We start from the raw sequence: 26397 nt of genomic DNA, 5'->3' as shown, positions 1-26397 counted from the left end.
AGGCTAGGGACAATCGCCGATACGGCGGAACTGCAGATCCTGGTAGTCATAGCTGAAGTCGATATCCGGATCGATCGCGCTCAACGTGAGCGTCGGCGGGGTGCCCGGCTGTACCTGCAGCCAGGGCTCGGCATCCGCCCCGAGGGTATCCCACTGCACCCGCCAGCGCGACCCGAGCTGCGTCACGGTGCCGCGCAGGGTGGGCGATTTGTCCACGCTGAAGCGCAGGGTGCCGTCTTCAGGGCATAGGCGTGCCTGGCCGAGCCAAGGGTCGCGGTATAGGCCCTGCACGGCTGCGGGGTGGTCGCCACCGCGTAGCGCCACGCCCTGCGTGGCTGCGGGAGGGTCGGCACTGCTCAGCCACGCAACAGAATCATGCTCCGGTTCGGGCGGCCGGTATCGGGCGCGTGGCGACGCGTTCACCGAGACGGCGCCCACTGTTGATGCGGCGCGGCGTGGCTCTACCGGTTTGCGTGCGGTCGTGTCTGGCAGCGCATGGGTGGTGTTGCGGCGCTGGGTTCGTTCGGCCTGCAGCTGTTCGGTGTAGCCGGCAACTGTCTGCCGTTGCGCCGGTGCGGTGTAGTGCTTCAGCGCGGCCTGCATGAGCACGGTGCGTGCGTCCTCGCCCTCGCCGTTGATCAGTATGACGACGCCCACGTGCCGGTCGGGCAGCAGCGCGAGCGAGGAATACATGCCCGACAAGGTGCCGGTGTGCGCCACCTTCCACTGCCCATCCATGTCCGACAGACGCCAGCCATAGCCATAGGCGGAGAAGTGGGCGTTGTCCCAGCGGCGCTGGCGCTCGCCCAGCGGCATGGGCATGTGCGCGGTCCACAGCGCGCGGCGCTGGGCATCGCTCAGCCAACCGGGCGCCAGTGCGGGGTCGAGCAGCACCTGCATCCAGCGGGTCATGTCGCGCAGGCTGCAGCGGATGCCGCCGGCCGCCATGGAGGTCAGGTCCGGGGCGATGGCGGCGTCTTCGTTGATCACCACGTTGCGCCCCTCGCGGCGCGCATGCGGCTGGGCCACGTTGCCCACCTGCGCCACCGACCATGTGCCGGCCTGGCAACGGGTCATGCCCAAGGGTGCGAAAACCTCTTCGCGCAGCAGCTGGTCGTACGGTTTACCGCCGGCAGCGGCGGCCACTTCGCCGGCCACCACGTACATCAGGTTGTCGTACGCATAGCCGCTGCGGAAGCTGGTGACCGGTTTGAGATGGGCCAGCCCGGCGAGGATGTCGGCGCGGGTGAAGGTGTTGGGCTCGGGCCAGAGCATCAGGTCACCCGCCCCCAGGCCCAGCCCGCTGTTGTGGATGAGCAGGTCGCGCACCTGCATGTGCTCGGTGACCCAGGAGTCATGCATGCGGAACTGCGGCAGGTACTTGATGACCGGGTCGTCCCAGCGCAGCAGGCCGCGATCGACCAGGCGCGCCAGTACCGCGGCGGTCATGGCCTTGCTGTTGGAGGCGATCTTGAAGAGGGTGTCGGCGTCGATGGGTTCGCCGCTGCCGGCACGGCGTTGGCCACGGGTACCGGTGAATACCACCTGCCCGTCTTCGACCACCGCCATGGCGATGCCTGGCAGGTGATGCTGCGCGACGGTGTCGTCGAGCATCGGGGTGAAGGGTGACATTTCGGCCGCTGTCGCCGGACATGAAGCGGCCAGGGTGAGTGACAGAAGCAGCGTCGTCGGTCGTAGCGGTTTGAAGTGCATGTGCGTCCAGAGCCGTGCCGACCCACGGTCAACACCTACCGCGGAAGGTCAGCCATTGACGCGGGGGACGACGCCGCCGTCCCCCGCGCTGTCCGATCAGAAGTTCCAGGTCACCATCAGCTGGGTGTAGCGCGGGGCCTGCCAACGGGTGCCGGTGTTGAAGGTGTTCTCGCGGTACTGGCCCGGCTGGGCTTCGTAACGCTGGTGGACGTTGATGACGGTCTGGTTGTTGAAGAGGTTGAACACCGACAGCCGTGCGCTCAGGTCGATACCCTCCACCGGCAGACGCCAGGTGACGTTGGCGCCCATGGTCCAGGTCCACGGCAGGCGGCCATACGCACCGCGCGGGCTGTACTCGAACTGGCGCTGGTCGTACGGGCCGGCGCAGTTGGCCACGCACAACCAGCCAGTGCCGCCGCCGCCACTTTCATTGGAGGTGCTGCCACCGGCCACGGTGTCATTCGGCCACATCACGCCGAAGGCGGTGACCGGGCCGCCGGACTGCACCTGCAGGGTGGTGCCGAATGACCACTGTTCGTTGAGGGCGTAGGCGGCGCGCAGCTTGAACTGGTGGCGGAAGTCGTTGAACAGCACGCCATAGCGTTCGTTGTTGGACGGATGGTCCCAATGCTGGACCATGCCGGTGTCGCCGTAGCCGGTGTCGGAGTTGACCGGGCCTTCGAAGTTGCCGTCGCTGCGCGACCACAGGTAGGAGGTGTTGAACAGCCACTTCTCGTCCCACGCGCGGTCGAGCTGGAACTCCAGCGCCTTGTAGGTGCGCTTGGGCTTGGAATAGCCCACCACTTCGCCGCTGCCGCCCTTGCGGTAGCCGCTGTTGGCCGTGTCGATGGTGATCCAGCCTTCGGTGGTGCAGCCGATGCTGGAGTCGCCCCAGATGGTCAGGCTTTCACCCGGGTTGGCGATCGGCCACAGGGTGGTACCGGTCGGGCCGCACGGGGTGTAATTCAGGCGCAGGTCGTCCAGTGCGCGTTCCATGGTGCGGTAGGTGGCATTGACGCCCCACGACCAGGCCGGGTTGATCATGCTCTGGAAGCCCAGGATGTACTCGTCCTGATAGACCGCCTTGAGGTCGCGATCCACGCTCTGGCGCAGGTCGGCCGCGCCGGTGTTCATGCGGGTGTCGGTCGGGCCGATCTGCTGGCCGATGACCGGTGCCATGTACGGCGCGCCGGTGACCGGGTTGGCCTGTTGCTGCCATCCCTGCAGGACGTAGTAGGAGTATTCGTCGGTGAGGCCACCGGCGAAGTTGACGTTGATGTTGTTGGTTACCGGCAGGTAATAGCGGCCGGCGTTGCCGAACAGCTTGGTGGTCGAGTCGCCCTTCACGTCCCAGGAGAAGCCCACGCGCGGTGCGATGAGGTCGTCCATCTTGATGAAGGCATCGCCATCGGCGGTGCGGTTCTCGAAGCGGTCCCAGCGCACGCCCAGGTTGAGCATGAGGTTGTTGGTGATGTTCCAGATGTCTTCGAGGTAGAAGGCGTTGGCTTCGGTTTCAAAGGTGCCGCCGGATACGCGGTTGCGGCCGCGCAGCATCTCGGTGACGCCGGCCGGCACGTAGGCGTTGGCGCCGTCCCACACTTCATCGCCCGGGCGGGCCACGTAGGCGGTGTAGCTGAGCTGGGTCGGGCCCGGGTAGCGGGTGGACTGCTCGGTGGTCATCAACTCGCGATCCACGCCGAAGCGCAACAGGTGGCGGCCGAGCTGCCATTCGAAGTCCAGGCGGGCTGCGTCGCGGGTGTCGTCGCGCTCGGCCACGGCAGCGCCGGTCGGGTGGCAGCCCGGGCGCAGGCCGTTGAGCTGATACAGCCGCGAGGCGTAGCTGGCGTCGGTGAACACCGGGCTGCATGCTTCGTCCAGCGAGGACCGGGTGAACGCACGCTGGTTGTTCTGGCCGACCATGGCACGAGCGGTGAAGTTCTCGCCGAAGTGGCCGGTATAGGTGGCCGAGTAATTGCGGCCGCCGCTTTCGGTCACCGAGTCGCCGCCCCATGCGCCGATCCGGCTGTCATCCCAGTCGTAGTTGTAGGAAGCGTTGGTGACGTCGCCTTCATCGGAGAACGCCAACAGCGCCAGGGTGTGGTTGTCGGTGATGTTCCAGTCGAGCTTGGCACCCCAGAAGCCGTTGTTGGCTTCGTTCTTGAACCACGTCAGCGCATCCGACGAGGTGTTGTGGCCATGGTCGTTGCGGTCTTCGTACATGGCGAACAGGAACAGCTTGTCCTGCACCAGTGCGCCCGAGCCCCATACATTGGTCTTGAAGAACGAGTTGTCGTCGCGGCTGGCATACGAGTGCGGGGTGCCATCGCGGTGGAAATGGTCGCGGCCGCTGGACCGCCACGCGCTGGGTTCGGCAGTGACTTCCACGCCGCCCTGCAGCTCATTGCTGCCCGAGCGGGTCACCGCGTTGATCACACCGCCGGTGGACCGGCCGAACTCCACCGAGTAACCGCCGGTCTTGACCTGGAATTCGCTGAAGAAGGCGAACGGCGCGCTGGAGAAGCCGCGCCGGGTGTACATGTCGGTGACGTTGAGGCCGTTGATGAACACCGCGTTCTCCGCCACCGACGAACCGGCGAACGACAGGCCGCCGAAGGTGGAGTTGCCGCCGACCACGCCCGGTGCCAGCAGCGCCACGGCGCTGAGGTCCTGCGCGACGGGAAGACGCTGCAGTTCCTGGCGGTTGACGTTGAACGAGGTTTCGGTAGTGGACACATCGACGCGGTTGACCACGCGCGTGCCGACCACCTGCAGCGCATCAAGATTGACCACCCCGCCGCCGCTGGCCAGGTTCACCGTCGTGGTGCCCCCGATCGCCACGCTGACCGCGACCGGTTCGCCGAGCTTCTGCCCGTCGCGGCTGAGCTGCAGCTGGTAGTCGCCCACCGGCAGCTGGCCCAGGCGGTAGCTGCCATCGGTGCTGGCCGTGACGGTACGGGTGAGGCCGGTGCTGGTGCTGACCACGGTGACCTGGTCACCTGCGCTGGCCCGACCGGCCACCGCACCACTGACTGCCTGCGCGTACACCACCGTGGGCAGCACGCTGCCAAAACAAGCACCCAATGCAACGCATAGCGCCGCCCGCTTCAAACTGTTCGCTTTCATTCCCTGCTCTCTCCTTCAAGGGTGAAAATGGTGATACCGCCGATTACCGCGTCGACTCCAGTGGCACCACGTGCGACTGGAAGTCGTAATTCCATTGATCGAAATACAGGTTGCCGCCGGACCATTCGACTTCGCCGCGCTGCGAATCGACGTTGTCCGCGCGTGCGAATGTCGCCGCCGGGACCAGCGGCCGCTGGAAGTCGTCGTTGAAGGCGATGCGATACGCATCCAGCCCGCCGAAGTAGAAGTCGCGCAAGGCGGGTTCAGGGCTGTCCAGGCGGCCGGTGGTGACATCCATCGGGACCCAGCCGTACGGGGCCAGGTACAGCGCGCCCCAGTCGTGCAGGTTGTTGTAGCCCACCGCATCATCGGAATAGACCATGCCCGATTGCCAGCGCGCGGGAATGCCGTTGAGCCGCAGCAGCGCGATCAGCAGCAGGGTCTGCTGCCCGCAGTCGGCATGGCCGGCATGCAGGGCGTAATCGCTGATGTTGGAGATGGTGGAGTACTCGCGGGCGCCGGCCCAGGGAATCTGGTCCACGGCGTCGAACAGCTTGCTGGCAATGCGGTACGGGTTGGTCTCGCCACCGACCACACGCTGCGAGAACGCGCGCAGCGCCGGGGTGAATACCACGTGCGGCGCGCGCTCGGACAGGTAGGGCTGCAGCGCCGGATCGTCCGGGGTAGGCAGTACCCTGGCCGGATCGATGTCGAAATGACGGGCATACACCGTCACGGCATAGCGGATCTCGAAGCGGGTGGGCTGGCCCGCCACTGCGTTTTTCGCCATCTGGAGCGTGCGCTGGGGCGCTGTTTCGGGCGCGATGATGCTACCGTCGATGCCATCGATCCAGTTCGTGGCGCCGAGGAAGGTGATGTCCTCCTGCTGGCCCGGAATGGCGCGCGGGTACGGAATCCAGGCACGCAGCAGCTCGCCGTCCGGCACCGCGTCGGCCTTTACCGTGAGCGTCTGGGTGACCTCCACCCGGCGCGGCACCACGCTGGTGGCGCCGCTGGCCTGGGCGGCGGCGATCACCTCGCGATGGTGCGGGGCGAGGTTCTCGTACGGTCCGTCCACCGGCAGCGGCACGCCCGGTGCACGCCGCGCGCGGGCCTCGCCGCTGAGCCGGAACAGGTTGGCCGGTGCGCGCTTGAAGTAGCGGCGCTGGCCGTCGATATCGAGGTGTTCCATGAGGCCGGCGGCCTCCCAGCGGGCGAACTCGTCGTCGCGCAGGTCCGGAATCTGTTTGCGCAGCAGGGCCTTGGCGGCCGCGGCGTCCAAGCTGAAATCCAGCCGCATGCGGCGCATGCGCTCGCGCTGGAAGGCGTAGTCATCCCGCAGGTACGGGCCCACCGACGGGTCCGCGAGCGCCTTGCCGATGTCGGCGTCGGCCGCCGCAAAGTGACCCTGGTCGATGGCGACGATTACCTCGGGCAGCGTCGCCATGGATTGCGCCCATACCGACGGCGCCGCCAGCAGCAGGCAAGCCGCCGTGCGCCATGCGATGTGGTGGAGCGAACGCGGTTTGCGTACAACAGGATCCACGGCGACACTTCCCAGGTGCAGGTGGTAATCGCTGTGTAACACGGGCCTGACAGGTGGTCAATAATTTATTCTTGCTTTCGCCATCGAAACGAATAAATATTCCTGACGCTTCCGAGGAGGATGACCGCTCCATGATCCAGGCTTCCCCCCGCCGCTCCGTGCGGCTTGCGTGGCCGGCCCGCGCCTTGCTGGCGGCGCTGGTGCTGCTGCCCGCCGGCGCGACCTGGGCCCAAGCGCCCTTTGCGCCGCCGCCCGCGTTCGGCGGGGTCATCGGGTTGCGCGAGGCCTATCTCGATCCGGCGTTCTGGGCAGACCGGTTGCCCGATGCCGATCGCGTGATCCTCGATGCCGCCGGCATTGCTGCGCAGAACGCGCGCATGCGCGCCGAGGACCACTCGATTCATGACCTGCGGGCGCTCCCGGCCCAGCTGACGCGCGAGCGGGTGCTGGCCGACATCCAGGCACTGTCGCGCTGGCCGGAGAAGCCGTTGTTCGGCGAAGACGAACAGCCGATTGCAGGCACCGCGCGTACCGCCATCGAGGCGAACCTCGCCGTGGCGGCCATTCCCGCCCAGCGCCCGCTGCAGTACGGGCTGGTCACACACCGCGCGGCGCTGCGGGCGTTCCCGACCGCGCTGCGGGTGTTCACCACGCAGGGCGACACCGATATCGACCGCTTCCAGGAGTCGGCGCTGTTCCCGGGCGACGCGGTGGCGGTGCTGCATGAGAGTGCCGACGGCCACTGGGTGTTCGTCACCAGCGAGCGCTACGCGGCGTGGATTGAGAGGCGCTTCGTCGGCATCGGCAGCGCCGAGGCCGTGTTCGGCTATGGACAGCAGGGGCCCTACCGGGTGATCACCGGCGCCACCGCCTTCACCGCGTTTACCCCGGAAGAACCGCGCGTGTCCCGGCTGCAACTGGACATGGGCGTGCGCGTGCCGGTGCTGGCCGACTGGCCGCTCCACCAGACCGTGAACGGCCAGCAGGCGCACGCCGCGCACGTGGTGCAGCTGCCGGTGCGCAACGACGACGGCACGCTGGCGCTGGTGCCGGCGCTGCTGCCGCGTTCGCAGGACACCGCCAGCGATTACCTGCCGCTGACCCCGCGCAACCTGCTCACCCAGAGCTTCAAGTTCCTGGGCGAACGCTACGGCTGGGGCCATTCCTACGACACCCGCGATTGCAGCGGCTTCGTGTCCGAGATCTACCGCAGCTTCGGCGTGCTGATGCCGCGCAACACCAGCGCACAGGCCGTGAGCCCGGCACTGGACCGCATCGCCTTCCGCGAAAAAGACGGCAAGGCCACGCGCAACGCCGCCGTGCAGCAGCTGCAGGTGGGCGACCTGGTCTACATCCCCGGCCACGTCATGGTGACCATCGGCCAGCTCGACGGTCAGACGTGGATGATCCACGACACCGCCGGCGGCAGCTGGTTCGGCCACGACGGCAATCGGGTGCAGGCCCATCTCAACGGTGTTTCGGTGACTCCGCTGCAGCCGATGATGGCCAGCGACACCGTGAGCTACATCGACCGCATCACCAACATCCAGCGCATCCGGCCACAGACTCCTTGATGAAAATTACCGACATTGAACTTGGCATGCTGCGCGTGCCGCTGAAAACCCCGTTCAAGACCGCGCTGCGCACCGTGGACACCGTGGAAGACGTGGTGGTGCTGGTGCGCACCGATACCGGCCACACCGGCTACGGCGAGGCCCCCGCCACGGCGGTGATCACCGGCGACACGCACGGCTCGATCATCGAAGCCATCGACCGCTTCATCAAGCCGCGCCTGATCGGCCAGGACGTGGCCAACCTCAACCGCCTCTGCGCGCTGATCCAGTCGTCGATGGAGCGCAACACCAGCGCCAAGGCCGCGGTGGAGATCGCGGTGTACGACCTCTGGGCGCAGCTGCACAACGCGCCGCTGTACCAGATGCTCGGCGGCGGCGATCCGGTGATCACCACCGACATCACCATCAGCGTGGATTACATCGACAAGATGGTGGCCGATTCGCTGTCGGCGATCGACCGCGGTTTCGAGTCGCTGAAGATCAAGGTCGGCAAGGACATCGGGCTGGATATCGAGCGGGTCAAGGCGATCCACGCCGCCGTGCAGGGCCGTGCGCTGCTGCGGCTGGATGCCAACCAGGGCTGGACCGCCAAGCAGGCGGTGCACGCCATGCGCACGCTGGAAGAGGCCGGAGTGGTGCTGGAGCTGCTGGAGCAGCCGGTGAAGGCCGCCGACATCACCGGGCTCAAGTACGTCACCGACCGGGTGAACACGCCAGTGATGGCCGATGAAAGCGTGTTCAACCCGGGCCAGGTGTTCGACCTGATCCAGCAGCGCGCGGCGGACATCATCAACATCAAGCTCATGAAGACCGGCGGGCTCTCCAACGCGATCCGCATTGCCGACATCGCCGCCATCTACGGCGTGCCGTGCATGATCGGCTGCATGATCGAGTCGAGCATCAGCGTGGCCGCGGCGGTGCACCTGGCGGTGGCCAAGAGCGAGATCATCACCAAGGTGGACCTGGACGGCCCGTCGCTGGGGCAGTTCAATCCGGTCACCGGCGGGGTACATTTCAACGAGTCGGAGATCACCATCAGCGACGCGCCGGGCTTGGGCATTACGGAAGTACGGGGTCTGGAGATGATTACACCCCCGCGCTGGTAACCTCACGCCGTAGAGCCACGCCCCGCGTGGCTGCATCGCGCGGTCCCGGTGTACGTCAGCCACGCAGGGCGTGGCTCTACACCTCCCACACACAGGAACCAACGCGTCCTCCATGCCGCCCCTGGTGAAAATCCGCTCCGAGCGTGACCACATGTCGGCAATCGAACGCCGCATCGCCGACTTCATCCTCGACAACGCCCACCTACTGCGCGACTACTCGTCGCAGCAGCTGGCCAGCGCGTTGGGCATCAGCCAGTCCAGCGTGGTGAAGTTCAGCCAGAAGCTGGGCTTCAAGGGCTACCCGGACCTGAAGTACTCGATCGGCCAGGCCGTGGCGCGCGCCGGCAACGACGCGGGTGCCGTGCCGCCGTCCGCCGAGACCGGCGACGACTACGCGCAGCTGGCCGAGCGCCTGCGCCTGAGCCGCAGCGCGGCCGACGAGGAGACCCGGTTGGCCAATGCACAGGCCGACGTGGAGACCATCGTGCGGCTGATCGACGGGGCGCCGAAGGTATTCGTCTACGGGCTGGGCGACGATGGGCTGTACGCGCGCGAGTTCGCGATGCGCCTGTCGCTGCTGGGCATGCTCACCGTGCACCACGCCGACCCGATCCTGATGATGGCCAACCTGTCGGCCGCACGCCCCGGCGATGTGATGCTGGTGTTCTCCGAATTCGGCAAGCTGCCGCAGCTGTTCCAGCTCTCGCGCCAGTTCCAGGACGTGGGTGGCAAGGTGGTCTCGATCACCCGGCACAGTGCCAATCCGCTGCGCGCGCACGCCGACGGCGCGCTGGTGGTCTGCGCGCACGACCCGGCGCCGCACGTGGCGCAACTGTTGTACCGTTCTGCTCTGCAGTCGCTGCTGGACTTCGTGTTCGTGCTGCTCTGCCACGCCAACCCGGACCGCCACCGCCAGCTCGGGGTGAACCTGGAACGGATCGAACACCTGATCGACACCTGATTCCCGGAGTCCGCCACGATGCTGCCGCTGCTGCGTTCCGCCCTTGCCGTCGTGCTGGTTGCCAGCGCCCTGCCCGCCGCCGCGTTGGGTTCGCCGGTCGCACCGGTGCAGGACACCCGCCAGATGATCGTGGTCACCACCGATGGCTGGGACGCCACCCACGGCGCCCTCCAGGCGTACAGCTTTGACGATACGAAGGGCTGGCAGGCTGAAGGGCCGCCGTTCGAGGTGGCCGTGGGCCGCAGCGGCAGCGCCTGGGGGGTGGGCCTGCGACCGAACTCCACCGATGCGGGCGCGCAGCGGCCCGGCGAGCCGGTCAAACGGGAAGGCGACGGACGCAGCCCGGCGGGCATGTTCTCCATCGGCACTGCGTTCGGCTATGCCGGCAAGGCCGATACCGCCCTTCCCTACCAGCCGATGCTCGCCAGCAGCTACTGCATGGACGTGCCGGATTCGAAGTATTACAACCGCATCGTCGACGCCGACGTGGTCGGTTCGGAGGCGGTGGAAGGGTCCACCGAACCGATGCGGCTGGACCTGCACAACAAGGGCGACGTGCGTTACCGCGAGGGCTTCGTGATCGAGCACAACCCGGGCGGCGAAGCGGGCAGGGGCAGCTGCATCTTCGCGCACCTGTGGCGCGCGCCCGGTGAAGCCACCGCTGGGTGCACGGCGATGCAGCCCGAACACATGCACGCCCTGCTGAAATGGCTGGACCCGGCGGCGAAGCCGGTGTTCGTGCTGCTGCCGCGCCTGCAGTACCAGCGGCTGCAGCACGACTGGGCATTGCCTTCCCTGCCCCCGCGAGTGGGGGCGGCCCGATGAGCAGCCCCGCCGAACCGCAGCTGGAACGCGCGGTCAGCCGCTGGCAGATCGTGGGGTTGTCGATCAACGATGTGATCGGCAGCGGCATCTACCTGCTGCCGGCAGCCACCGTGCTGCTGCTGGGCCCGTTCAGCCTGTGGGGCGTGGTAGCGGCGGGCATCGTGGTGGCGTTGCTGGTGCTGTGCTACGCGCAGGCCGCCAGCTATTTCGACGAGGCGGGCGGCAGCTACCTGTACGCACGCGAGGCATTCGGGCGGTTCGCCGGCTTCGAGATCGGCTGGATGATCTGGCTGACCCGGATCAGTTCGGCGGCGGCGCTGAGCAACGCGCTGGCCGACGCCGTGGCGCGGTTCTGGCCGTGGGCCGGACATGACGTGGGCCGGGTGGTGATCATCGTGGTGTCGCTGGGCTTCCTCACGGCGGTGAACGTGGCCGGTGTGCGCTCGGCGGCGCGCACCGGGATCGTGCTGGTGATCGGCAAGATGCTGCCGCTGCTGCTGTTCGTGGCGATCGGCGCGTTCTACGTGGACACGGACCTGGCCTTCTCCGGCACCCGCCCCGACCCGCACGACCTGCAGCGCATGGGCGAGGCGGCATTGCTGCTGCTGTATGCCTATGCCGGCTTCGAGAACATTCCGGCCGCGGCCGGCGAGTACCGCAACCCGCGCCGTGACATCCCGTTCGCGCTGATCACGATGATCATCACGGTGACGGTGATCTACGGCGCGGTGCAGTTCATCGCGCAGGGCACGCTGCCTGGCCTGGCGGATTCGGCCACGCCGCTCGCCGACGCGGCGGCCGGTTTCGGCGGTGAGGCGCTGGCGCTGATCCTCACCGTGGGCGCCACGATCTCCATCCTGGGCACCAACAGCAACACGATGATGATGGGCCCACGCTTCCTGTTCGCGCTGGCCCGCGACGGCTACGGCCCGAAGCTGCTGGCGCAGGTGCACCCGCGCTTCCGCACGCCGGCGGCGGCGATCATCACCCAAGGGCTGATCGCGCTGGCGCTGGCACTGTCGGGTTCGTTCGTGCAGTTGGCCCTGCTGTCGATGACCACGCGCCTGTTCGCCTATATCGGCACCGCGGCGGCCGTGATCGTGCTGGCGCGGCGCTTCCGCGACCGACCTGGTGCGTTGAAACTGCCGGGCGGCCCGTTGATTCCGATCCTGGCGCTGGTGCTGTGCCTGGCCCTGTTTGCCAGTGCGAGCTGGCAGAACATTGCGGCCGCGTTGATCGCGTTCGCGGTGGGCGCAGTCATCTACCTGCTGCCACGCAAACAGTAGTGCCACGCCCTGCGTGCCCGAACCGTAGTGCCACGCCCTGCGTGGCAGCGCCATCCAGGCAACACCCTCCATGGCACCGCCCTGTGCCCACGTTGATCCAACATTCACCCCACGCGCCCGTGGCGTTAACCGGCAGGCAGGTAGGTTGAAGCCTCACCCCACCGGAGCCAGACATGAGCCCTGATTACCAGATTCCCGGCCGGGTGCCGGAAGACGGCGTGCCGCGCGAAGCGGTCTCGGATTACTGGCGCGAGCGCTTCAGCGCAGAGCCTTACTACGACAGCAGCCAGCAGTTCGATGATTACGAACCGGCGTATTACCTCGGCTACAGCACCCGGCACACCCGTACCCGTGCCGATGAAGTGATTGAAGCCTACGAACAGGTGGAAGCAGAGCTGCAATCGCGCTGGGCGCGTGAGCAGGCCACCAGCAAACTCACCTGGGAACAGGCCCGCAATGCGGTGCGCCGTGGCTGGGATGAGTCCACCGCCCTGCACCAGGCGCACCTGGACAAGGGCGTACCGCACGGCACCTGAGTACCGCACGGCTGCACGTGCACTCAGTCGCCGCTGGGCAGCGGCGGAACGCGCGAGGGCTTTTCAACCGTCACACCCTCACCCGCGGCCATCAGGTCGCGGGTGTTTTTCTGCACCGCCACCGCGCCGAACAGGCTGAGCGCGAACGCCATGCCGTAGAAGCCCTTTTCGCTCAGCACCAGCGTGGCGTTCCACAGGCCCACCAGCAGCAGCATCAGCGACGCCAGCAGCGCGAACCAGCACAGCGCGTAGTACAGGCCGCTGACCGGAATGTCTTCGACGCGGTCGCGCACGCTCTTCTGCAGGGACACCGCGGCAAACAGGCCGAACAACAGCAGGGTGAGGTAATAGCCCTTCTCGTTGAGCGCCATCTCGGCATTGAACAGGCCGACCAGGTAAGCGGCGGCCCCCAACAGCAACGCGGTCCAGGACGCGGCGATGAACGCCGGCGACGGTTTGTTTACCTGTGCTTTCATTGATCAAACTCCGTTTTGATGGCGGCAGCCGGGGCCTACGGTAGCCGATTCAGGGGCACCCGCCTACGGGGGATGACGTATGGTCCACGCTGCGTTGATGGCCATGGTGTACAACAACGGCTGGCCATTCGCGTCCCCTTCCGGAGATTTCCCATGACCCGCCGCCTGCTGCTCAGCATTGCCCTTGCCGCCACCCCGGCCCTGTTCACTACCGCCTGTGTCGCCGCCGACACGCCCGGGAAAGCCGCCGCGCCTGCCGTTGAGAAGGCCCAGTGGCCGTTCACGGCCACCGAATTCGCCCGCTTCGACCAACCCTGGGCGATGAGCTTCCTGCCCGATGGCAGCCTGCTGGTCAGCGAGAAGCAAGGCGCGCTGAAGCACTTCAACGTGCAGACCCGCAAGAGCGCCGATATCAAGGGCGTGCCGAAGGTTGCCTACGGCGGCCAGGGCGGCTTCGGCGATGTGCTGCCGCACCCGAAGTTCGCCAGCAACCAGCTGGTGTACCTGAGCTACGCCGAAGAAGGCGAGAACGACACGCGCGGCGCCGCCGTGGGCCGCGCCCGGTTGGTGCTGGCCGCCGATGGCAGCGGCACGCTGCAGGACTTCAAGGTGATCTGGCGCCAGACGCCGAAGGTGGAAGGCAAGGGCCACTACGGTCACCGCCTGGCCTTTGGTCCGGACGGCAAGCTGTGGATCACCTCGAGCGAACGCCAGAAGTTCGACCCGGCGCAGGACATGGCCACGAACCTGGGCAAGATCATCCGCCTCAACGACGACGGCAGCGTGCCGGCCGACAACCCCTTCGCCTCCCAGGGCGGCGTGGCGGCGCAGGTGTGGTCGCTGGGCCACCGCAACGCGCTGGGCATCGCCTTCGATGCGCGCGGCACGCTGTGGGTGCACGAGATGGGCCCGGCCGGTGGCGATGAGTTGAACCTCATCACGCGCGGCGCCAACTATGGCTACCCGATCGTGTCCAACGGCAACCATTACGACGGCCGCGATATTCCCGACCACAGCACGCGCCCGGAGTTCGCCGCGCCGAAGGTGACGTGGACGCCGGTGATTTCGCCGGCCGGCTTCATCATCTACAGCGGCAAGCTGTTCCCGCAGTGGACCGGCAGCGGCTTCATCGGTGGGCTGTCCTCCACGTCGCTGGTGCGCGTGGCCTTCGATGGCGACAACGCACGCGAAGCCGAGCGTTTCCTGATGGGCGAGCGTATCCGCGAAGTGGAACAGGGCCCGGATGGTGCGATCTGGCTGCTGGAAGACGGCAGCAACGGCAAGCTGTTGAAGCTCACGCCGAAGGGTTGAGAGCGAGTGCCGACCAACGGTCGACACCTGCCGGCGACACATCATCGGCAGGTGCGGACCGTTGGTCCGTACACGCACCGATCGACACGCCCCGGTAGGTGCGGACCGTTGGTCCGCACGCCGTTGCGTCATTCGCCGATGTTGTTGACCTTCACCTCGGCCTTGGCGCAGTCCTTGTCCAGGCACTTGCCGTTGATCCACACCTCGCCCTGGCCCAGCATCACGCCCTGCCAGTTGACGAACAAGGTGTCGAACTTCTGCGCCGCGATCAGCGTGGCCAGCGCCGGCGTCACGATCGTGTCGTAGTCGCGCTGGAACGTGGCCGCATCGGCGATCTTCCGGCTCTTGCCAGCGATGCTGACCCGCACCGGATACCGCATCAGGCCGGCCACCGCCGCCCGGTCGCCCGCCGCTACGCCGCGCTGCAGCTCGTTGAACACGCTCTCGTACTGATCGGCATCGCCCAGCAGTCGGGTAATGCGCTCACGTGCGTCGCCCTCGGCCGCTGCCGTGGCGGGCGTCGCGGCCGAATCGGTGCCCGCTACCGGCGGCGCCGTATCCGGCGTGGCGGCGGTGCTGGGTTCCACCGCATCCGGCGACAACCCCGCCTGCGGCGCGTCTTCGGGCGCCGTGGCGGTCGTGGCCGGTGGTGAGGTCGCAGGCGCGGCAGCGTCATTGGCCGGCGCGTTGGGCTGGCTGCAGGCAGCCAGCATCAGCGTGGGAAGCAGGATCTTGATCAGGCGCATGCGCACGGCTCCATCGGTATCACGAAGGCGCCAGCGTAGCCGGTGAGGCGTGGAATACCGATGACGGTAGTGCCAGGCCCTGCCTGGCAGTACGTCAACCCGCCAGCAGCTCGAAGATGACCGCTTCGCCGCTCGCGGACGATGCGCACACCCACAGCTCGAACTGCCCCGGCTCCGCACGGAACACGCCATCGCGGCCGGTGAACCCCAGCGCATGGCGGTCCAGCGTGAAGCGCACCTGCGTGCTTTCGCCCGGCTGCAGCGCCACCTTGCGGAAGTCCTTCAGCTCACGCACCGGCCGCACGCGGCTGGCCACGCGGTCGTGGATGTACAGCTGCACCACTTCCTCGCCGGCTACCGCGCCGGTGTTGGTCAGGGTGGTGCTGATCTCCAGCGTGTCATCCCAGCCCAGCGAGGCGCTGCTCAGCTGCGGCACGCCGTAACCGAAGGTGGTGTAGCCGATGCCGTGGCCGAACGGGTACAGCGCCGCGTTCGGAATCTCGCGCCAGCGTGCCTTGAACTCGGACATGGTGGGCAGCTCGGGGCGGCCGGTACGCGCGTGGTTGTAGAAGAACGGCTGCTGGCCGGACACCTGCGGAAAGCTCACCGGCAGGCGGCCGGACGGGTTGTAGTCCCCGAACAGCACGTCGGCCACGGCCGGTCCGGTCTGGGTGCCCAGGTACCAGGTAATGGCCACGGCGTGCGCATTGCGCACCGCGCCCTGCAGTGCCAGCGCGCGGCCGTTGCGCAGCAGCACCACCAGCGGCTTGCCGGTCATGGCCACCGCTTCGGCCAGCGCCTGCTGCGCCGGCGGCAGGGTGATTTCCACCCGCGACTGCGCCTCGCCGCTGTAACGCTGCGGCTCGCCCAGCGCCAGCACCACGACGTCGGCGCGCAGCGCGGCAGCCACCGCCTGTTCGATACCGTCCTGCACGGCCGCTTCCAGATCACAGCCCGGCACGATCTCCAGCAGGCTCTCATCGCTGATGGCCGCACGCACGCCGGCCTCCAGGGTGACGTAGCGCGACTTGTCGCCGAACAGCGTCCAGCAGCCTTCGATGTTGTCGCGGTCCTGCACGAACGGCCCGATCAGCGCGATCTTCTGCCCATTCCTGCGCAGCGGCAGCACGTTGTTGTCATTCTTCAGCAGCACGATCGAGCGGCGCGCGGCATCGCGCGACAGCGCGTCGTGCGCGGCGATGTGCGCGGTATCCGCTTCGCGCGCCGGGTCCAGCGAACGGTACGGGTCGTCGAACAGGCCGATCGCTTCCTTCAGGTTGAGGATGCGGCGCACCGATTCGTCCAGCGTGGCCATCGGCACTTCGCCACTCTCGATCAGTCCCGGCAGGTGCTCGGCATAGAAGCCGCTCTGCATGCTCAGGTCCAGCCCGGCGGTGAATGCCTTGGCGGTGGCATCGCGGTCGTCGGCCGCGTAGCCGTGCGCCACCAGCTCCATGTCGGCGGTGTAATCGGAAATCACCACGCCCGGGAAGTTCCACTCCCCGCGCAGGATGTCGGTCAGCAGCTCGGCGTTGGCGCTGGCGGGCACGCCGTTGATGTCGTTGAAGGACGACATGACGGTGAGCGCGCCGGCGTCGAAGGCGGCCTTGAACGGCGGCAGGTGCACGTCGCGCAGGGTCTGCGGCGAGATGTCCACCATGTTGTATTCCATGCCGGCCATCACCGCACCGTAGGCGGCGAAGTGCTTGGGCGTGGCCAGCAGCGCGTCGGCCGCGCGCAGGTCCGGGCCCTGGAAGCCGCGCACGCGGGCGGCGGCGAACGCACAGCCCAGCACCACGTCTTCGCCGGCGCCCTCGGCACCCCGGCCCCAGCGCTGGTCACGGGCAATGTCCACGGCCGGGGCATAGGTCCAGTGCAGGCCGGCCGCCGTCGCTTCGATGGCGGTGGCGCGGGCGGTGCGTTCAGCCAGGTCCGGTTCGAAGCTGGCGGCCTCGCCCAGCGGGATCGGGAACACGGTGCGCATGCCGTGGATGACGTCGGCGGCCAGGATCACCGGAATACGCAGGCGGCTCTCTTCCAGCGCCACCTGCTGGATGCGGCGGCCGGCTTCCACGCCCACGCCGTTGAACAGCGAGCCCACCTTGCCCTCCCGCACCTGCTGCAGCACCTGGTCGGCGTTGCTGACGTTGGCTTCGGGGTTCACGTCCGGGGCGAACGGCCGGACCATGTCCGCGAACACACCCAGCTGGCCGACTTTTTCTTCGACGGTCATCTGGGCAATGAGGGTTTCGATGCGATCGGAGGCCACCGGCTATCCTTATGAAAACGTTTACAAGGCCGGGATTCTAGCGTTCCCGGACCCGTTGTGAATGATTTTGGCGTTCATTTTTCTTCCCCGGGGGGAATTCCCTGACGTTGCTCACGCTTCGCCGGGCAGCAGGGGAGCTTACTCTGCGCCGCCCCGCTGCTGCTGCGCGGCCATCAACATGGCATCGCTGGAGGCCTGGAACACCCGCAACCCGAACGCCGGCAGGATCGCCAGCAGGTGGTCGAACACATCCGACTGGATGCCTTCGTAGCCGGCCCAGGCCGTGGTGCGCGTGAAGCAGTACACCTCCAGCGGCAGGCCTTCGGTGGTCGGTTGCAGCTGCCGTACCAGCAGGGTCATGTCCGTATGGATCCCGGGATGCTGGCGCAGGTAGCGCTCCACATAGGCGCGGAAGGTGCCCAGGTTGGTGACCCGGCGCGCGTTGATCGCCGCCACGCCCTTGGCCTGCAGCTCGGTGTTCCACTGCGCCAGTTCGGCCTGCTTGTCGCGCAGGTAGTCGCTCAGCAGGGCGAACTGTTCCAGCCGCGCCAGGCCCGGCGCGTCCACGAAGCCCACGCTGTGCTGGTCCAGGTACAGCGCGCGCTTGATCCGGCGCCCGCCGGCTTCCTGCATGCCGCGCCAGTTCTTGAACGACTCGGTGACCAGCTTCTTGGTCGGGATGGTGGTGATGGTCTTGTCGAAGTTCTGGACGGTAATGGTGTGCAGCGCGATATCGATGACATCGCCATCGGCGTTCTGGCTGGGCATCTCGATCCAGTCGCCCAGCCGCACGCGCCCATCGCCACTGATCTGCACGCTGGCCACCAGCGACAGGATGGTGTCCTGGAAGATCAGCATCAGCACCGCGGTGGCCGCGCCCAGGCCGGTGACCAGCGGGCCGAGCTTCACGCCCAGCAGGGTGGCGACGATCGACAGGCCGGCGATGACGAAGACCACGATCTTCACTACCTGCAGGTAGCCCTTGATCGGCTTGTTGCGGGCGTCGGGGCGGCGTTCGTACAGCTCGTTGGCCGCATCCAGCGCGTGCGAGACGGCCAGCGCCACGGTCAGGATGGCCCACGCCCGGCACGCGCCCACCACGAACAGCACCAGTTCCGGCGGCAGGTCGGGGACGATGCGGATGCCGGCGGCGATGACCATGCTGGGCACCACGTTGGCCAGGCGCGAGATCACCCGCAGGTTGCTGCCGCCCTCGGGGCCGGCGGTGTTGCCCGGCAGGCGGCGGACCAGCCGTCGCAGGCCGCGCAGCAGGACCTTCTTGGTCACGAAGTTCGCCAGCCAGGCGGCCAGCGCCAGGGCGCAGAGCACCAGCGCGCTGTAGGCCCAGGGCCAGGGTTCGAGGGTGTCCTGCAGGTTTTCCAGAAACTGTACGGCGATTACGGCGTCTACCATCGTGTGTCGTTTTCTCTCGGGCGTGCGGGGGCCTGCCAGCGGCAGGCGCTACCGGGGGTGTGGCGTCAGGCGGCGCTGCGTTCGATGATCACGCCCACGGCCTTGGCGCCGCGCACGGCACCGGGCTTGCTCAGCTTCAGGCGCAGCCATTGCACGTTGAATTCGCTCAGCACGATCTCGGCGATGCGCTCGGCCAGGGTTTCCACCAGGCCGAAGTCGGACTCACGCACGAACTGCTCGATGCGTTTGCTCACGGCCTTGTAGTTGAGGGTGTCGGCGATGTCGTCGCTAGCGGCCGGGACGCGGTTGTCGAAGCCCATTTCCAGGTCGAAACGCAGGGTCTGGCGGATCCGCCGTTCCCAGTCGTAGATCCCGATCAGGGCATCGATCTCAAGCCCCTCGATGAATACCTTGTCCATAGGAGTGCCACGTGAAAGATGGCGACCATGGTAACGGGGCGGGGCAGAACGTGCCTGGAACCGGCGCTTGACGGGCCCGATGTAAAAACCGGGCCGAAAAAGACAAAGGGCCCCTTGCGGGGCCCCTTGCTTACCTCTTGTCCCCGGGTGGAGATGGGATACCCATCCGCGAGTCCCGGTGGCGCGTGAGGCCAATGTATCAATGTACGCGGTGACATCAACCGGCAGGGTGCCGTTTCGAGACGGCGCTAACAGTTCAGTCCACGCGGGCTTTTACTTCGTAGCCGAACACGTCAGCGGCCAAGCCTACGAAACCGATTCGGGTGCCGTAGAGCACCACCGCAATAAGCGCAATGACCGCCACGGCCAACAGATTGGCCAGCAAGCTCTCTCCAACGGCACGAAAGAAAGACTTCGCCTTCTGCAGTTGCTGGGTCAGTTCCTGCTGATACTGCCGCCCAAGTTCCTCGGCAGCGCCCTGAAGCAACTCTCCGGAAAGCACTTGAAGTGCCTGCTCTGCCTCCGAGCGGTAGGCGTCAATGCGAAGACCAAGGTTCGAACTCACGATGAAGGCCCACACTTCTTCATCCGTCGGCGCCCGCCCCTTCTCGTCTCGAACGGCTTGGATAAAGCTCAGTTTGTCGCGCTTGTACAGCGCATAGGCGACATGCCCAACCATGTCGCCCTCATCCTTCACCAGCGTGCCGTAGGTGACATGCGGCCCGCTCATGACTACCGCCGCTTCAATGAGTTGAAAGCAACCCTACCGGCCTGGTTGATCTGCTCCGAGGTCAACTGAAGCGAGATGGTGCTGCCCGGTGCGCTGCCAATGAAGCGTCCGGTTGCGTGGGCACCGGACATGAGCCGCGTGTTGGCGTCCCTGACGGCGCCGACGGTGACCACCTTCTTGAGATCGATTTTGAACATGATCACTCCTCGTTCCCAACAGCATGCGGCGCGGGCGCGGACAAAACTGCTGGCACCATCTCAGTATCAAAGGAATCGATGGAACTGCCGCCCCTACACCGCCGGCAGCGTCGCCATGTCCCAGCGCGGGGTGACCTGCACCTGCGGCGGGTTGTGCTGGCCCGCTTCCAGGCGCAGCGCGCCCGCGAAGGCGATCATGGCGCCGTTGTCGGTGCACAGCGCGGGGCGCGGGAAGCAGGAACGGCCGCCACGGCGCTCTGCCATCTGCTGCAGCCTGGCCCGCAGGCGCTTGTTGGCGCCCACGCCACCGGCCACGACGATCACGTCGGTGCCGGCCGCATCCAGCGCGCGCTCGCATTTGATCGTCAGGGTCTCGACCACGGCATCTTCGAAGCCGCGGGCGATGTCGGCGCGGGTCTGCTCGCTCTGGTCGCTGTCGCGCCAGGCCAGCAGCACCTGGGTCTTCAGGCCGGAGAAGCTGAAATCCAGCCCCGGTCGGTCGGTCATGGGGCGGGTGAACCTGAACTTTCCCGGCGTACCGCGTTCAGCCAGGGCGGCCAGCTGGGGGCCCCCCGGGTAAGGCAGGCCCATCAGCTTGGCGGTCTTGTCGAAGGCTTCGCCAGCCGCGTCGTCCAGGGTCTCGCCCAGCAGCCGGTACTGACCGATCCGGTCAACCGCCACCAGCTGGGTGTGACCACCGGACACCAGCAGCGCCACGAACGGCGGCTCCGGCGGGTCTTCTTCCATCAGCGGGGCCAGCAGGTGGCCTTCCATATGATGTACGCCGACCGCAGGCACCTCCAACGCCCACGCCAGCGAACGGGCCACGCCGGCGCCGACCAGCAGCGCGCCGACCAGGCCCGGACCGGCGGTGTAGGCCACCCCGTCGATGTCGCCCACGCCCAACCCGGCCTCGGCCAGGGTCTGGCGGATCAGTGGCAGCAGCTTGCGCACGTGGTCGCGGCTGGCCAGCTCGGGCACCACCCCGCCGTATTCGGCGTGAAGGGCGATCTGGCTGTAGACCGTGTGGGCGCGCAGGGCGTCGCTACCGGTGCGGGAGGTGTCATACACCGCCACGCCGGTCTCATCGCAGGAAGATTCGATACCAAGTACTCGCATAACCGGTATTATGGACCCCTTGAGGCCTTGGCAGATGTACCGCCGACGTGCCCTTCACTACCTCAGGCCAGGAATTTTGCCGGGGTGGGTTGCAACTTCTTTTGTCGCCGCTATAATGTGCGGCTCTCACCGGGCGTGACCCGGTTCTACTGTGTCCCGGAGATTCCATGCCCAGCGTTAAAGTCCGCGAGAACGAGCCCTTCGAGTTTGCGCTCCGTCGCTTCAAGCGCACCTGCGAAAAGGCCGGCGTGCTGGCCGAAACCCGCAAGCGCGAGTTCTACGAAAAGCCGACCCAGGAGCGTAAGCGTAAGGCTGCTGCTGCTGTGAAGCGTCAGCTGCGCCGCTCGTCGCGCGACGTCACCAAGCGTCAGCGCCTGTACTGATCGGACGCAACTTCGATGCGGCAGGCCTGGCCTGTCGCGGCGGAGCCGAAGCCGGAACGCGCAAGCGTTACCGGCTTTTTGCGTTTCCATCGGTCGCGCGCCCTTGCCCCACCCTTTCACCGACACGAGGTGTTTCATGAGCCTGAAGCAGCAGCTCACCGATGACATGAAGGCCGCCATGAAGGCGGGCGAAAAGCACAAGCTTTCCGTGATCCGCCTGATCAACGCGGACATCCAGCGGCGCGAAGTGGACGAGCGCATCACGCTCGACGACGCCGCCGTGATTGCCGTGCTGGACAAGATGGTCAAGCAGCGCAAGGACTCGATCACCCAGTTCGAAGCGGCCAACCGTGAAGACCTGGCCCAGATCGAGCGCGACGAGCTGGTCATCATCGATACCTACCTGCCGGCCAAGATGGGCGAAGCCGAGATCGTGGCCACCATCCAGGCCGCCATTGCCGAAACCGGCGCCACCAGCGCGGCCGACATGGGCAAGCTGATGGGCGCGCTGAAGCCGAAGCTGGCCGGTCAGGCCGACATGGGCCTGGTGTCCAAGCTGGTCAAGCAGCAGCTGGCCGCTTGAGTGCACGAGGGACACGACCCACGGTATGCCCGCGCTTCGCGTGTGCCTACCGTCGGTCGATCCCCGCGCTAGGCGCCGACCGCTGGTCGGTGCACGCGGCACGCCACCGCACGCGTTTCACCCGGCCTTCGACCCGGGCCTGCTAGAAATCCAGGCATGTCTTCGCTGCCTCCTTCCCCCACGCCCACGCCCGCACACCCGCACAGCGGCGTTCCGCCCCGCCTGCGCAAGTACGTGGACCGGCTCGAACGCAGCTTCCCGGTCGCGGTAGGCAAGCGCTTCGTCGAGATCGACGTTCTCACCCAGGCCGCCTCGGTCTCCTTCTACGCCCTGCTGTCGATGGCACCGCTGCTGGTGCTGCTGCTGTGGCTGACCGCCTCGCTGTACCCGCCCGCGCAGCAGGCGCTGATCGGCCAGATCAGCGATGTGGCCGGCAGCAGTGCGGCCACGGTGGCCGATACGGTGCTGCAGAACGCTGACAACCAGCCGGACGTGGGTTCGCTGGCCGGCCTGTGGAGCACGCTGCTGCTGTTCATCGGCGCCACCGCCGTATTCGCGCAGCTGCAGAACGCACTGAACCTCATCTTCAACACCAGCGGCGAACGCCTGGATGGAATCGTGGCCTGGCTGCGCAAACGTGTGTTCTCGTTTGGCGTGGTGCTGGCGCTGGGCTTCCTGCTGATCCTGTCGATGACCGCCACCACCATGCTGCAGGTGGCCTTCGCGCAGCTGCCCTCGGTGCTGCCCGCCATCGGCTACCTGACCAGCCTGCTGCTGTACACGGTCGGCTTCGCCTTCCTCTACCACTACCTGCCCGACCGCCGCGTGGCATGGCGACAGGCCTTCATCGGTGGGGCGATCACCGCTGCGCTGTTCGCGCTGGGGCGGTATGCGATCGGGTTGTACATCGCCACGGTGGCGCCCGGCAGTGCTTACGGCTCCATGGGCGCACTGGTGATCTCGCTGGTCTGGATCTACTACGCCACGGTGGTGTTCTTCGTGGGCGCGCTGATGACCGCCGTGATCGATGAGCGCCTGCGTGCACGCGTCCACCTGGCCGAAGCCGGGATCGTCCCGCCGAAACCGGGCGAAGGCAGCGCCAGCTAGTAGACTAGTGGGGTCCCCCGCTTCCGTGCGTGGCCGTTGCCGGTCGCGCCCCCTGCCTGCTGCCCATGGCCCGTATCCCCGACGCGTTCATCGACGACCTGCTGGCCCGCTCCGACATCGTCGAAGTGGTGGGCAGTCGTGTGCCGCTGAAGCGACAGGGCAAGGAATATTCGGCGCGCTGCCCGTTCCATGACGAGCGATCGGCGTCGTTCACGGTCTCACCCACCAAGCAGTTCTACCACTGCTTCGGCTGCGGGGCGCACGGCACCGCGATCAGCTTCCTGATGAACTACGACCGCCTGGAGTTCCTCGACGCCGTCGACGAGCTGGCCAAGCGGGTCGGCATGGAAGTGCCGCGCGACACCCAGCCGCGCACCGCGCAGCAGCAGGATGACAGCCGCGACCTCTATTCCGCACTCGACGCCACCACGCGCTTCTTCCAGAAGGCGCTGGAAGGCAGCGACAAGGCCCGCGCCTACCTGGACCAGCGCGGCGTGGACGAGGAGAACCGCACGCGGTTTGCCATCGGCTACGCGCCGGATGGCTACAGCGCGCTGAAGGATGCACTGGGCAAGGACGAGCGGCGCATGAAGCTGCTCGACCGTGCCGGCATGTTCTCCAAGAACGACCGCGGCCACGTCTACGACAAGTTCCGCGACCGGGTGATGTTCCCGATCTTCGACCGCCGTGGCCGCGTGATCGCCTACGGCGGCCGGGTGATGGAGAAGGACGACGGCCCGAAATACCTCAATTCGCCGGAAACCGCGCTGTTCCACAAGGGACGCGAGCTGTACGGCCTGTGGCAGGTGCGCCAGGCCAACCAGAAGATCGACCGGTTGATCGTGGTCGAGGGCTACATGGACGTGGTTTCGCTGTTCCAGTTCGGGGTTACCCAAGCGGTGGCCACGCTGGGCACGGCCACGACGCCGGAACACGCCGAGCTGCTGTTCCGCAACGCGCCGGACGTGTTCTTCTGCTTCGACGGTGACGCCGCCGGCCGCCGCGCCGGCTGGCGCGCGCTGGAGTCGGTGCTGCCACGCATGAAGGACGGGCGCCAGGCGTTCTTCCTGTTCCTGCCCGATGGCGAAGACCCCGACACCATCGTCCGCAAGGAGGGCAAGGAAGGCTTCGACGAGCGCCTCAAGCAGGCCACGCCGTTGTCGCAGTTCTTCTTCGACGAACTTACCCGCGAGGTCAACATGACCACGCTGGACGGCAAGGCGCGCCTGGCCGAGCGCGCACGCCCGATGCTGGCGCAGATTCCGGACGGCGCCTTCGGCGACCTGATGAAGCAGCAGCTGGCCACGTTGACCGGGCTGGGCAACAACACGACGGCCGCACCGGCACAGCGCCCGCCGCCGCGCGCGGTCGCCCCGGCGCAGCGGCGCAGCCTGGTGCGCGCGGCCATTGCGATCCTGCTGCAGCAGCCCTCGCTGGCGATGACCCTGGAAGGCCACCACTTCGGCGGCCTGCGCCTGCCGGGCGTGGAGCTGCTGATCGAACTGCTGACCCTTGTCGAGCAGCGCCCGGACATCAGTACCGGTGCACTGCTGGAGCATTTCGACGGTCGTGAAGAGCAGGAATCGCTGCACAAGCTGGCCGCGCAGACACTGGCCGGCGACGAAGCCAGCTGGACCGAGGAGCTGCACGACGCAGTGGTGCAGATGGAGAAGCAGCTGCTGCTCCAGCGGATCGACGACCTTAACGCCAAGCAGCGACAACAGGGCTTGGACGATACTGACAAGTACGAGATGCGCGAGCTGCTGAAGGCCCGTGCAAGCCTGCGTCTGTAGCGACGCACCACCGCCCCCCTGCTCTACAGGAGCCTGCCCACCATGACCCGCTGGTGGTCGCGCCTGCGACCGGACAACTTCACCCTCGCCCTGCTCTGCACCGTGCTGCTGGCGTCGTTCCTGCCGATGCACGGCGCCGCCGCGATGGTGCTGGACGATGTCACCGATGTGGCCATTGCCGCGCTGTTCTTCCTGCACGGCGCGCGGCTGTCGCGCGAGTCCATCGTGGCGGGCATGCTGCACTGGCGGCTGCACCTCACCATCCTGGCGTGCACGTTCGCGTTGTTCCCGCTGCTGGGGCTGGCCTTCAAACCACTGGATGGCTGGCTGCTTACCCCCGAGCTTTATATCGGCGTGCTGTTCCTGTGCGCGCTGCCGTCCACGGTGCAGTCCTCCATTGCGTTCACGTCACTGGCGCGTGGCAATGTGCCCGCCGCCGTGTGCAGCGCCTCGCTGTCGAGCATCCTCGGCGTGTTCCTCACCCCGCTGCTGCTGGCCCTGCTGGCCGGCACACAGGGCGGCATGCACAACCCCGGCCAGGCGATCCTGAGCATCATGCTGCAGCTGCTGGTGCCCTTCGTGGCCGGCCACCTGCTGCGCCCGTGGATTGCCGGGTGGGTGGAACGGCAGCGCGCGCTGCTGCGTTACACCGACCAGGGCACGATCCTGCTGGTGGTGTATTCAGCGTTCGGCGAAGCGGTGAATGAAGGGCTGTGGAGCAAGACTCCGCTGCTGTCGCTGCTCACCGTTGCCGTGGTGGCCGCGGTGCTGCTGGGCATCGCCATGCCGACCATCGCCTTCCTGGCGCGGCGCCTGGGTTTCAATCGCGAAGACCGCATCACGATCCTGTTCTGCGGCTCCAAGAAGAGCCTGGCCACCGGCGTGCCGATGGCGAAGGTGTTGTTCGCGGGCGGCAGCTTGGGCGCCATCGTGCTGCCGATCATGATCTACCACCAGATCCAGCTGATCGTCTGCGCGATGATCGCGCAGCGATATGCGCGCGACCCCGTCAACCCGCGGTAGGGTCGCCCGACAGACGACCGCCGATACCGGTGAGCGGCCGATGATGCGCGTGATGCCGAACGACATCGACCGTTTGAGACACCTTCGGCAAAGGCCATGCCGCCATTGCGCTGATCGACGTTATCGGAAGTCGTCTGTCGAGCGACCCTACCGGAGGA

Annotated in this window: 23 protein-coding genes; 12 read left to right on the top strand and 11 right to left on the bottom strand. The window is 67.0% G+C overall.

Going from position 1 to position 26397, the window contains the following annotated elements:
* Positions 1-3: 3 nt before the first annotated feature.
* From RT456_RS14595 to RT456_RS14585, 3 genes are all read right to left on the bottom strand, one after another.
* The gene (locus RT456_RS14595) at positions 4-1632 is read right to left on the bottom strand and encodes a serine hydrolase domain-containing protein (RefSeq protein ID WP_313347764.1); all 1629 of its coding nucleotides are present in this window, start codon (positions 1630-1632) and stop codon (positions 4-6) included.
* 177 nt (positions 1633-1809) lie between these two features.
* Complete coding sequence (locus RT456_RS14590) at positions 1810-4836, bottom strand: TonB-dependent receptor (RefSeq protein ID WP_313347763.1); 3027 nt, start codon at positions 4834-4836, stop codon at positions 1810-1812.
* 43 nt (positions 4837-4879) lie between these two features.
* Entirely contained in the window at positions 4880-6283 is a 1404-nt protein-coding gene (locus tag RT456_RS14585; protein ID WP_313347791.1) for a transglutaminase-like domain-containing protein, read from the bottom strand.
* 230 nt (positions 6284-6513) lie between these two features.
* Between RT456_RS14585 and RT456_RS14580 the strand changes: the two genes are divergently transcribed.
* The 6 genes from RT456_RS14580 (at position 6514) to RT456_RS14555 (ending at position 12670) form a co-directional block, all read left to right on the top strand.
* Positions 6514-7956 (top strand): SH3 domain-containing protein, encoded by a 1443-nt coding sequence (locus RT456_RS14580; protein ID WP_313347762.1) that lies wholly within the window; start codon positions 6514-6516, stop codon positions 7954-7956.
* Positions 7956-9062, top strand: coding sequence for a dipeptide epimerase (locus RT456_RS14575; protein ID WP_313347761.1), 1107 nt, complete (start codon positions 7956-7958; stop codon positions 9060-9062). Before RT456_RS14580 ends, RT456_RS14575 begins: the two co-directional genes overlap by 1 nt.
* 112 nt (positions 9063-9174) lie before the next feature.
* The gene (locus RT456_RS14570) at positions 9175-10023 is read left to right on the top strand and encodes a MurR/RpiR family transcriptional regulator (protein ID WP_313347760.1); all 849 of its coding nucleotides are present in this window, start codon (positions 9175-9177) and stop codon (positions 10021-10023) included.
* Between the two features lie 18 nt (positions 10024-10041).
* Complete coding sequence (locus RT456_RS14565; RefSeq protein WP_313347759.1) at positions 10042-10848, top strand: hypothetical protein; 807 nt, start codon at positions 10042-10044, stop codon at positions 10846-10848.
* Positions 10845-12134: an amino acid permease gene (locus RT456_RS14560; protein ID WP_313347758.1), complete on the top strand. Its 1290-nt coding sequence runs from the start codon at positions 10845-10847 to the stop codon at positions 12132-12134. The genes RT456_RS14565 and RT456_RS14560 overlap by 4 nt, the downstream gene beginning before the upstream one ends.
* A gap of 173 nt (positions 12135-12307) precedes the next feature.
* Positions 12308-12670 carry a hypothetical protein gene (locus RT456_RS14555; RefSeq protein WP_313347757.1) on the top strand — a complete coding sequence of 121 codons (363 nt, stop codon included), beginning with the start codon at positions 12308-12310 and terminating at the stop codon, positions 12668-12670.
* A 23-nt stretch (positions 12671-12693) separates the two neighbouring features.
* Here the strand turns inward: RT456_RS14555 and yiaA are convergent, their stop codons facing one another.
* Positions 12694-13146 (bottom strand): inner membrane protein YiaA, encoded by a 453-nt coding sequence (yiaA, locus tag RT456_RS14550; RefSeq protein ID WP_313347756.1) that lies wholly within the window; start codon positions 13144-13146, stop codon positions 12694-12696.
* 153 nt (positions 13147-13299) lie between these two features.
* Here yiaA and RT456_RS14545 point away from each other — a divergent pair, with 153 nt between their 5' ends.
* A complete protein-coding gene (locus RT456_RS14545) occupies positions 13300-14457 on the top strand; it encodes a PQQ-dependent sugar dehydrogenase (protein WP_313347755.1) in 1158 nt (385 codons plus the stop codon).
* A gap of 128 nt (positions 14458-14585) precedes the next feature.
* Here the strand turns inward: RT456_RS14545 and RT456_RS14540 are convergent, their stop codons facing one another.
* From RT456_RS14540 to tsaD, 7 genes are all read right to left on the bottom strand, one after another.
* The gene (locus tag RT456_RS14540; RefSeq protein WP_313347754.1) at positions 14586-15203 is read right to left on the bottom strand and encodes a hypothetical protein; all 618 of its coding nucleotides are present in this window, start codon (positions 15201-15203) and stop codon (positions 14586-14588) included.
* A 94-nt stretch (positions 15204-15297) separates the two neighbouring features.
* A complete protein-coding gene (locus RT456_RS14535; protein WP_313347753.1) occupies positions 15298-17472 on the bottom strand; it encodes a glycoside hydrolase family 3 N-terminal domain-containing protein in 2175 nt (724 codons plus the stop codon).
* Between the two features lie 138 nt (positions 17473-17610).
* Positions 17611-18885: a mechanosensitive ion channel family protein gene (locus RT456_RS14530; protein WP_313347752.1), complete on the bottom strand. Its 1275-nt coding sequence runs from the start codon at positions 18883-18885 to the stop codon at positions 17611-17613.
* A 65-nt stretch (positions 18886-18950) separates the two neighbouring features.
* Complete coding sequence (gene folB, locus RT456_RS14525; RefSeq protein WP_313347751.1) at positions 18951-19304, bottom strand: dihydroneopterin aldolase; 354 nt, start codon at positions 19302-19304, stop codon at positions 18951-18953.
* A 256-nt stretch (positions 19305-19560) separates the two neighbouring features.
* Complete coding sequence (locus RT456_RS14520; RefSeq protein ID WP_313347750.1) at positions 19561-20034, bottom strand: hypothetical protein; 474 nt, start codon at positions 20032-20034, stop codon at positions 19561-19563.
* A 2-nt stretch (positions 20035-20036) separates the two neighbouring features.
* Positions 20037-20231: a hypothetical protein gene (locus RT456_RS14515; protein WP_313347749.1), complete on the bottom strand. Its 195-nt coding sequence runs from the start codon at positions 20229-20231 to the stop codon at positions 20037-20039.
* Between the two features lie 93 nt (positions 20232-20324).
* Positions 20325-21350: a tRNA (adenosine(37)-N6)-threonylcarbamoyltransferase complex transferase subunit TsaD gene (gene tsaD / locus RT456_RS14510; protein ID WP_313347748.1), complete on the bottom strand. Its 1026-nt coding sequence runs from the start codon at positions 21348-21350 to the stop codon at positions 20325-20327.
* A 167-nt stretch (positions 21351-21517) separates the two neighbouring features.
* On the opposite strand from tsaD, the gene rpsU reads away from it, so the two are divergent.
* From rpsU to RT456_RS14485, 5 genes are all read left to right on the top strand, one after another.
* Positions 21518-21733, top strand: a complete 216-nt coding sequence (gene rpsU / locus RT456_RS14505; protein ID WP_002808376.1) for a 30S ribosomal protein S21 — start codon at positions 21518-21520, stop codon at positions 21731-21733.
* Positions 21734-21869: 136 nt separating this feature from the next.
* Positions 21870-22316, top strand: a complete 447-nt coding sequence (locus tag RT456_RS14500; protein WP_313347747.1) for a GatB/YqeY domain-containing protein — start codon at positions 21870-21872, stop codon at positions 22314-22316.
* Between the two features lie 156 nt (positions 22317-22472).
* On the top strand, positions 22473-23423 hold the full coding sequence (locus tag RT456_RS14495; RefSeq protein ID WP_313347746.1) for a YihY/virulence factor BrkB family protein: 951 nt from the start codon (positions 22473-22475) through the stop codon (positions 23421-23423).
* Positions 23424-23488: 65 nt separating this feature from the next.
* Complete coding sequence (dnaG, locus tag RT456_RS14490; protein ID WP_313347745.1) at positions 23489-25216, top strand: DNA primase; 1728 nt, start codon at positions 23489-23491, stop codon at positions 25214-25216.
* Positions 25217-25258: 42 nt separating this feature from the next.
* The gene (locus RT456_RS14485; RefSeq protein ID WP_313347744.1) at positions 25259-26239 is read left to right on the top strand and encodes a bile acid:sodium symporter family protein; all 981 of its coding nucleotides are present in this window, start codon (positions 25259-25261) and stop codon (positions 26237-26239) included.
* The last annotated feature ends 158 nt before the right edge of the window (positions 26240-26397 follow it).

The sequence above is a fragment of the Stenotrophomonas sp. genome, from assembly GCF_032099025.1.
Lineage (GTDB): Bacteria > Pseudomonadota > Gammaproteobacteria > Xanthomonadales > Xanthomonadaceae > Stenotrophomonas.
The sequence above is the reverse complement of the archived record's forward strand: the minus strand, read 5'-3'. Positions and strand labels throughout refer to the sequence as shown.

Coding starts and splice junctions, on each gene's coding strand:
- RT456_RS14595 (WP_313347764.1), bottom strand. CDS start 1,632: ATGTCACCCTTCACCCCGATGCTCGACGACACCGTCGCGCAGCATCAC.
- RT456_RS14590 (WP_313347763.1), bottom strand. CDS start 4,836: ATGAAAGCGAACAGTTTGAAGCGGGCGGCGCTATGCGTTGCATTGGGT.
- RT456_RS14585 (WP_313347791.1), bottom strand. CDS start 6,283: ATGGCGACGCTGCCCGAGGTAATCGTCGCCATCGACCAGGGTCACTTT.
- RT456_RS14580 (WP_313347762.1), top strand. CDS start 6,514: ATGATCCAGGCTTCCCCCCGCCGCTCCGTGCGGCTTGCGTGGCCGGCC.
- RT456_RS14575 (WP_313347761.1), top strand. CDS start 7,956: ATGAAAATTACCGACATTGAACTTGGCATGCTGCGCGTGCCGCTGAAA.
- RT456_RS14570 (WP_313347760.1), top strand. CDS start 9,175: ATGCCGCCCCTGGTGAAAATCCGCTCCGAGCGTGACCACATGTCGGCA.
- RT456_RS14565 (WP_313347759.1), top strand. CDS start 10,042: ATGCTGCCGCTGCTGCGTTCCGCCCTTGCCGTCGTGCTGGTTGCCAGC.
- RT456_RS14560 (WP_313347758.1), top strand. CDS start 10,845: ATGAGCAGCCCCGCCGAACCGCAGCTGGAACGCGCGGTCAGCCGCTGG.
- RT456_RS14555 (WP_313347757.1), top strand. CDS start 12,308: ATGAGCCCTGATTACCAGATTCCCGGCCGGGTGCCGGAAGACGGCGTG.
- yiaA (WP_313347756.1), bottom strand. CDS start 13,146: ATGAAAGCACAGGTAAACAAACCGTCGCCGGCGTTCATCGCCGCGTCC.
- RT456_RS14545 (WP_313347755.1), top strand. CDS start 13,300: ATGACCCGCCGCCTGCTGCTCAGCATTGCCCTTGCCGCCACCCCGGCC.
- RT456_RS14540 (WP_313347754.1), bottom strand. CDS start 15,203: ATGCGCCTGATCAAGATCCTGCTTCCCACGCTGATGCTGGCTGCCTGC.
- RT456_RS14530 (WP_313347752.1), bottom strand. CDS start 18,885: ATGGTAGACGCCGTAATCGCCGTACAGTTTCTGGAAAACCTGCAGGAC.
- folB (WP_313347751.1), bottom strand. CDS start 19,304: ATGGACAAGGTATTCATCGAGGGGCTTGAGATCGATGCCCTGATCGGG.
- RT456_RS14520 (WP_313347750.1), bottom strand. CDS start 20,034: ATGAGCGGGCCGCATGTCACCTACGGCACGCTGGTGAAGGATGAGGGC.
- RT456_RS14515 (WP_313347749.1), bottom strand. CDS start 20,231: ATGTTCAAAATCGATCTCAAGAAGGTGGTCACCGTCGGCGCCGTCAGG.
- tsaD (WP_313347748.1), bottom strand. CDS start 21,350: ATGCGAGTACTTGGTATCGAATCTTCCTGCGATGAGACCGGCGTGGCG.
- rpsU (WP_002808376.1), top strand. CDS start 21,518: ATGCCCAGCGTTAAAGTCCGCGAGAACGAGCCCTTCGAGTTTGCGCTC.
- RT456_RS14500 (WP_313347747.1), top strand. CDS start 21,870: ATGAGCCTGAAGCAGCAGCTCACCGATGACATGAAGGCCGCCATGAAG.
- RT456_RS14495 (WP_313347746.1), top strand. CDS start 22,473: ATGTCTTCGCTGCCTCCTTCCCCCACGCCCACGCCCGCACACCCGCAC.
- dnaG (WP_313347745.1), top strand. CDS start 23,489: ATGGCCCGTATCCCCGACGCGTTCATCGACGACCTGCTGGCCCGCTCC.
- RT456_RS14485 (WP_313347744.1), top strand. CDS start 25,259: ATGACCCGCTGGTGGTCGCGCCTGCGACCGGACAACTTCACCCTCGCC.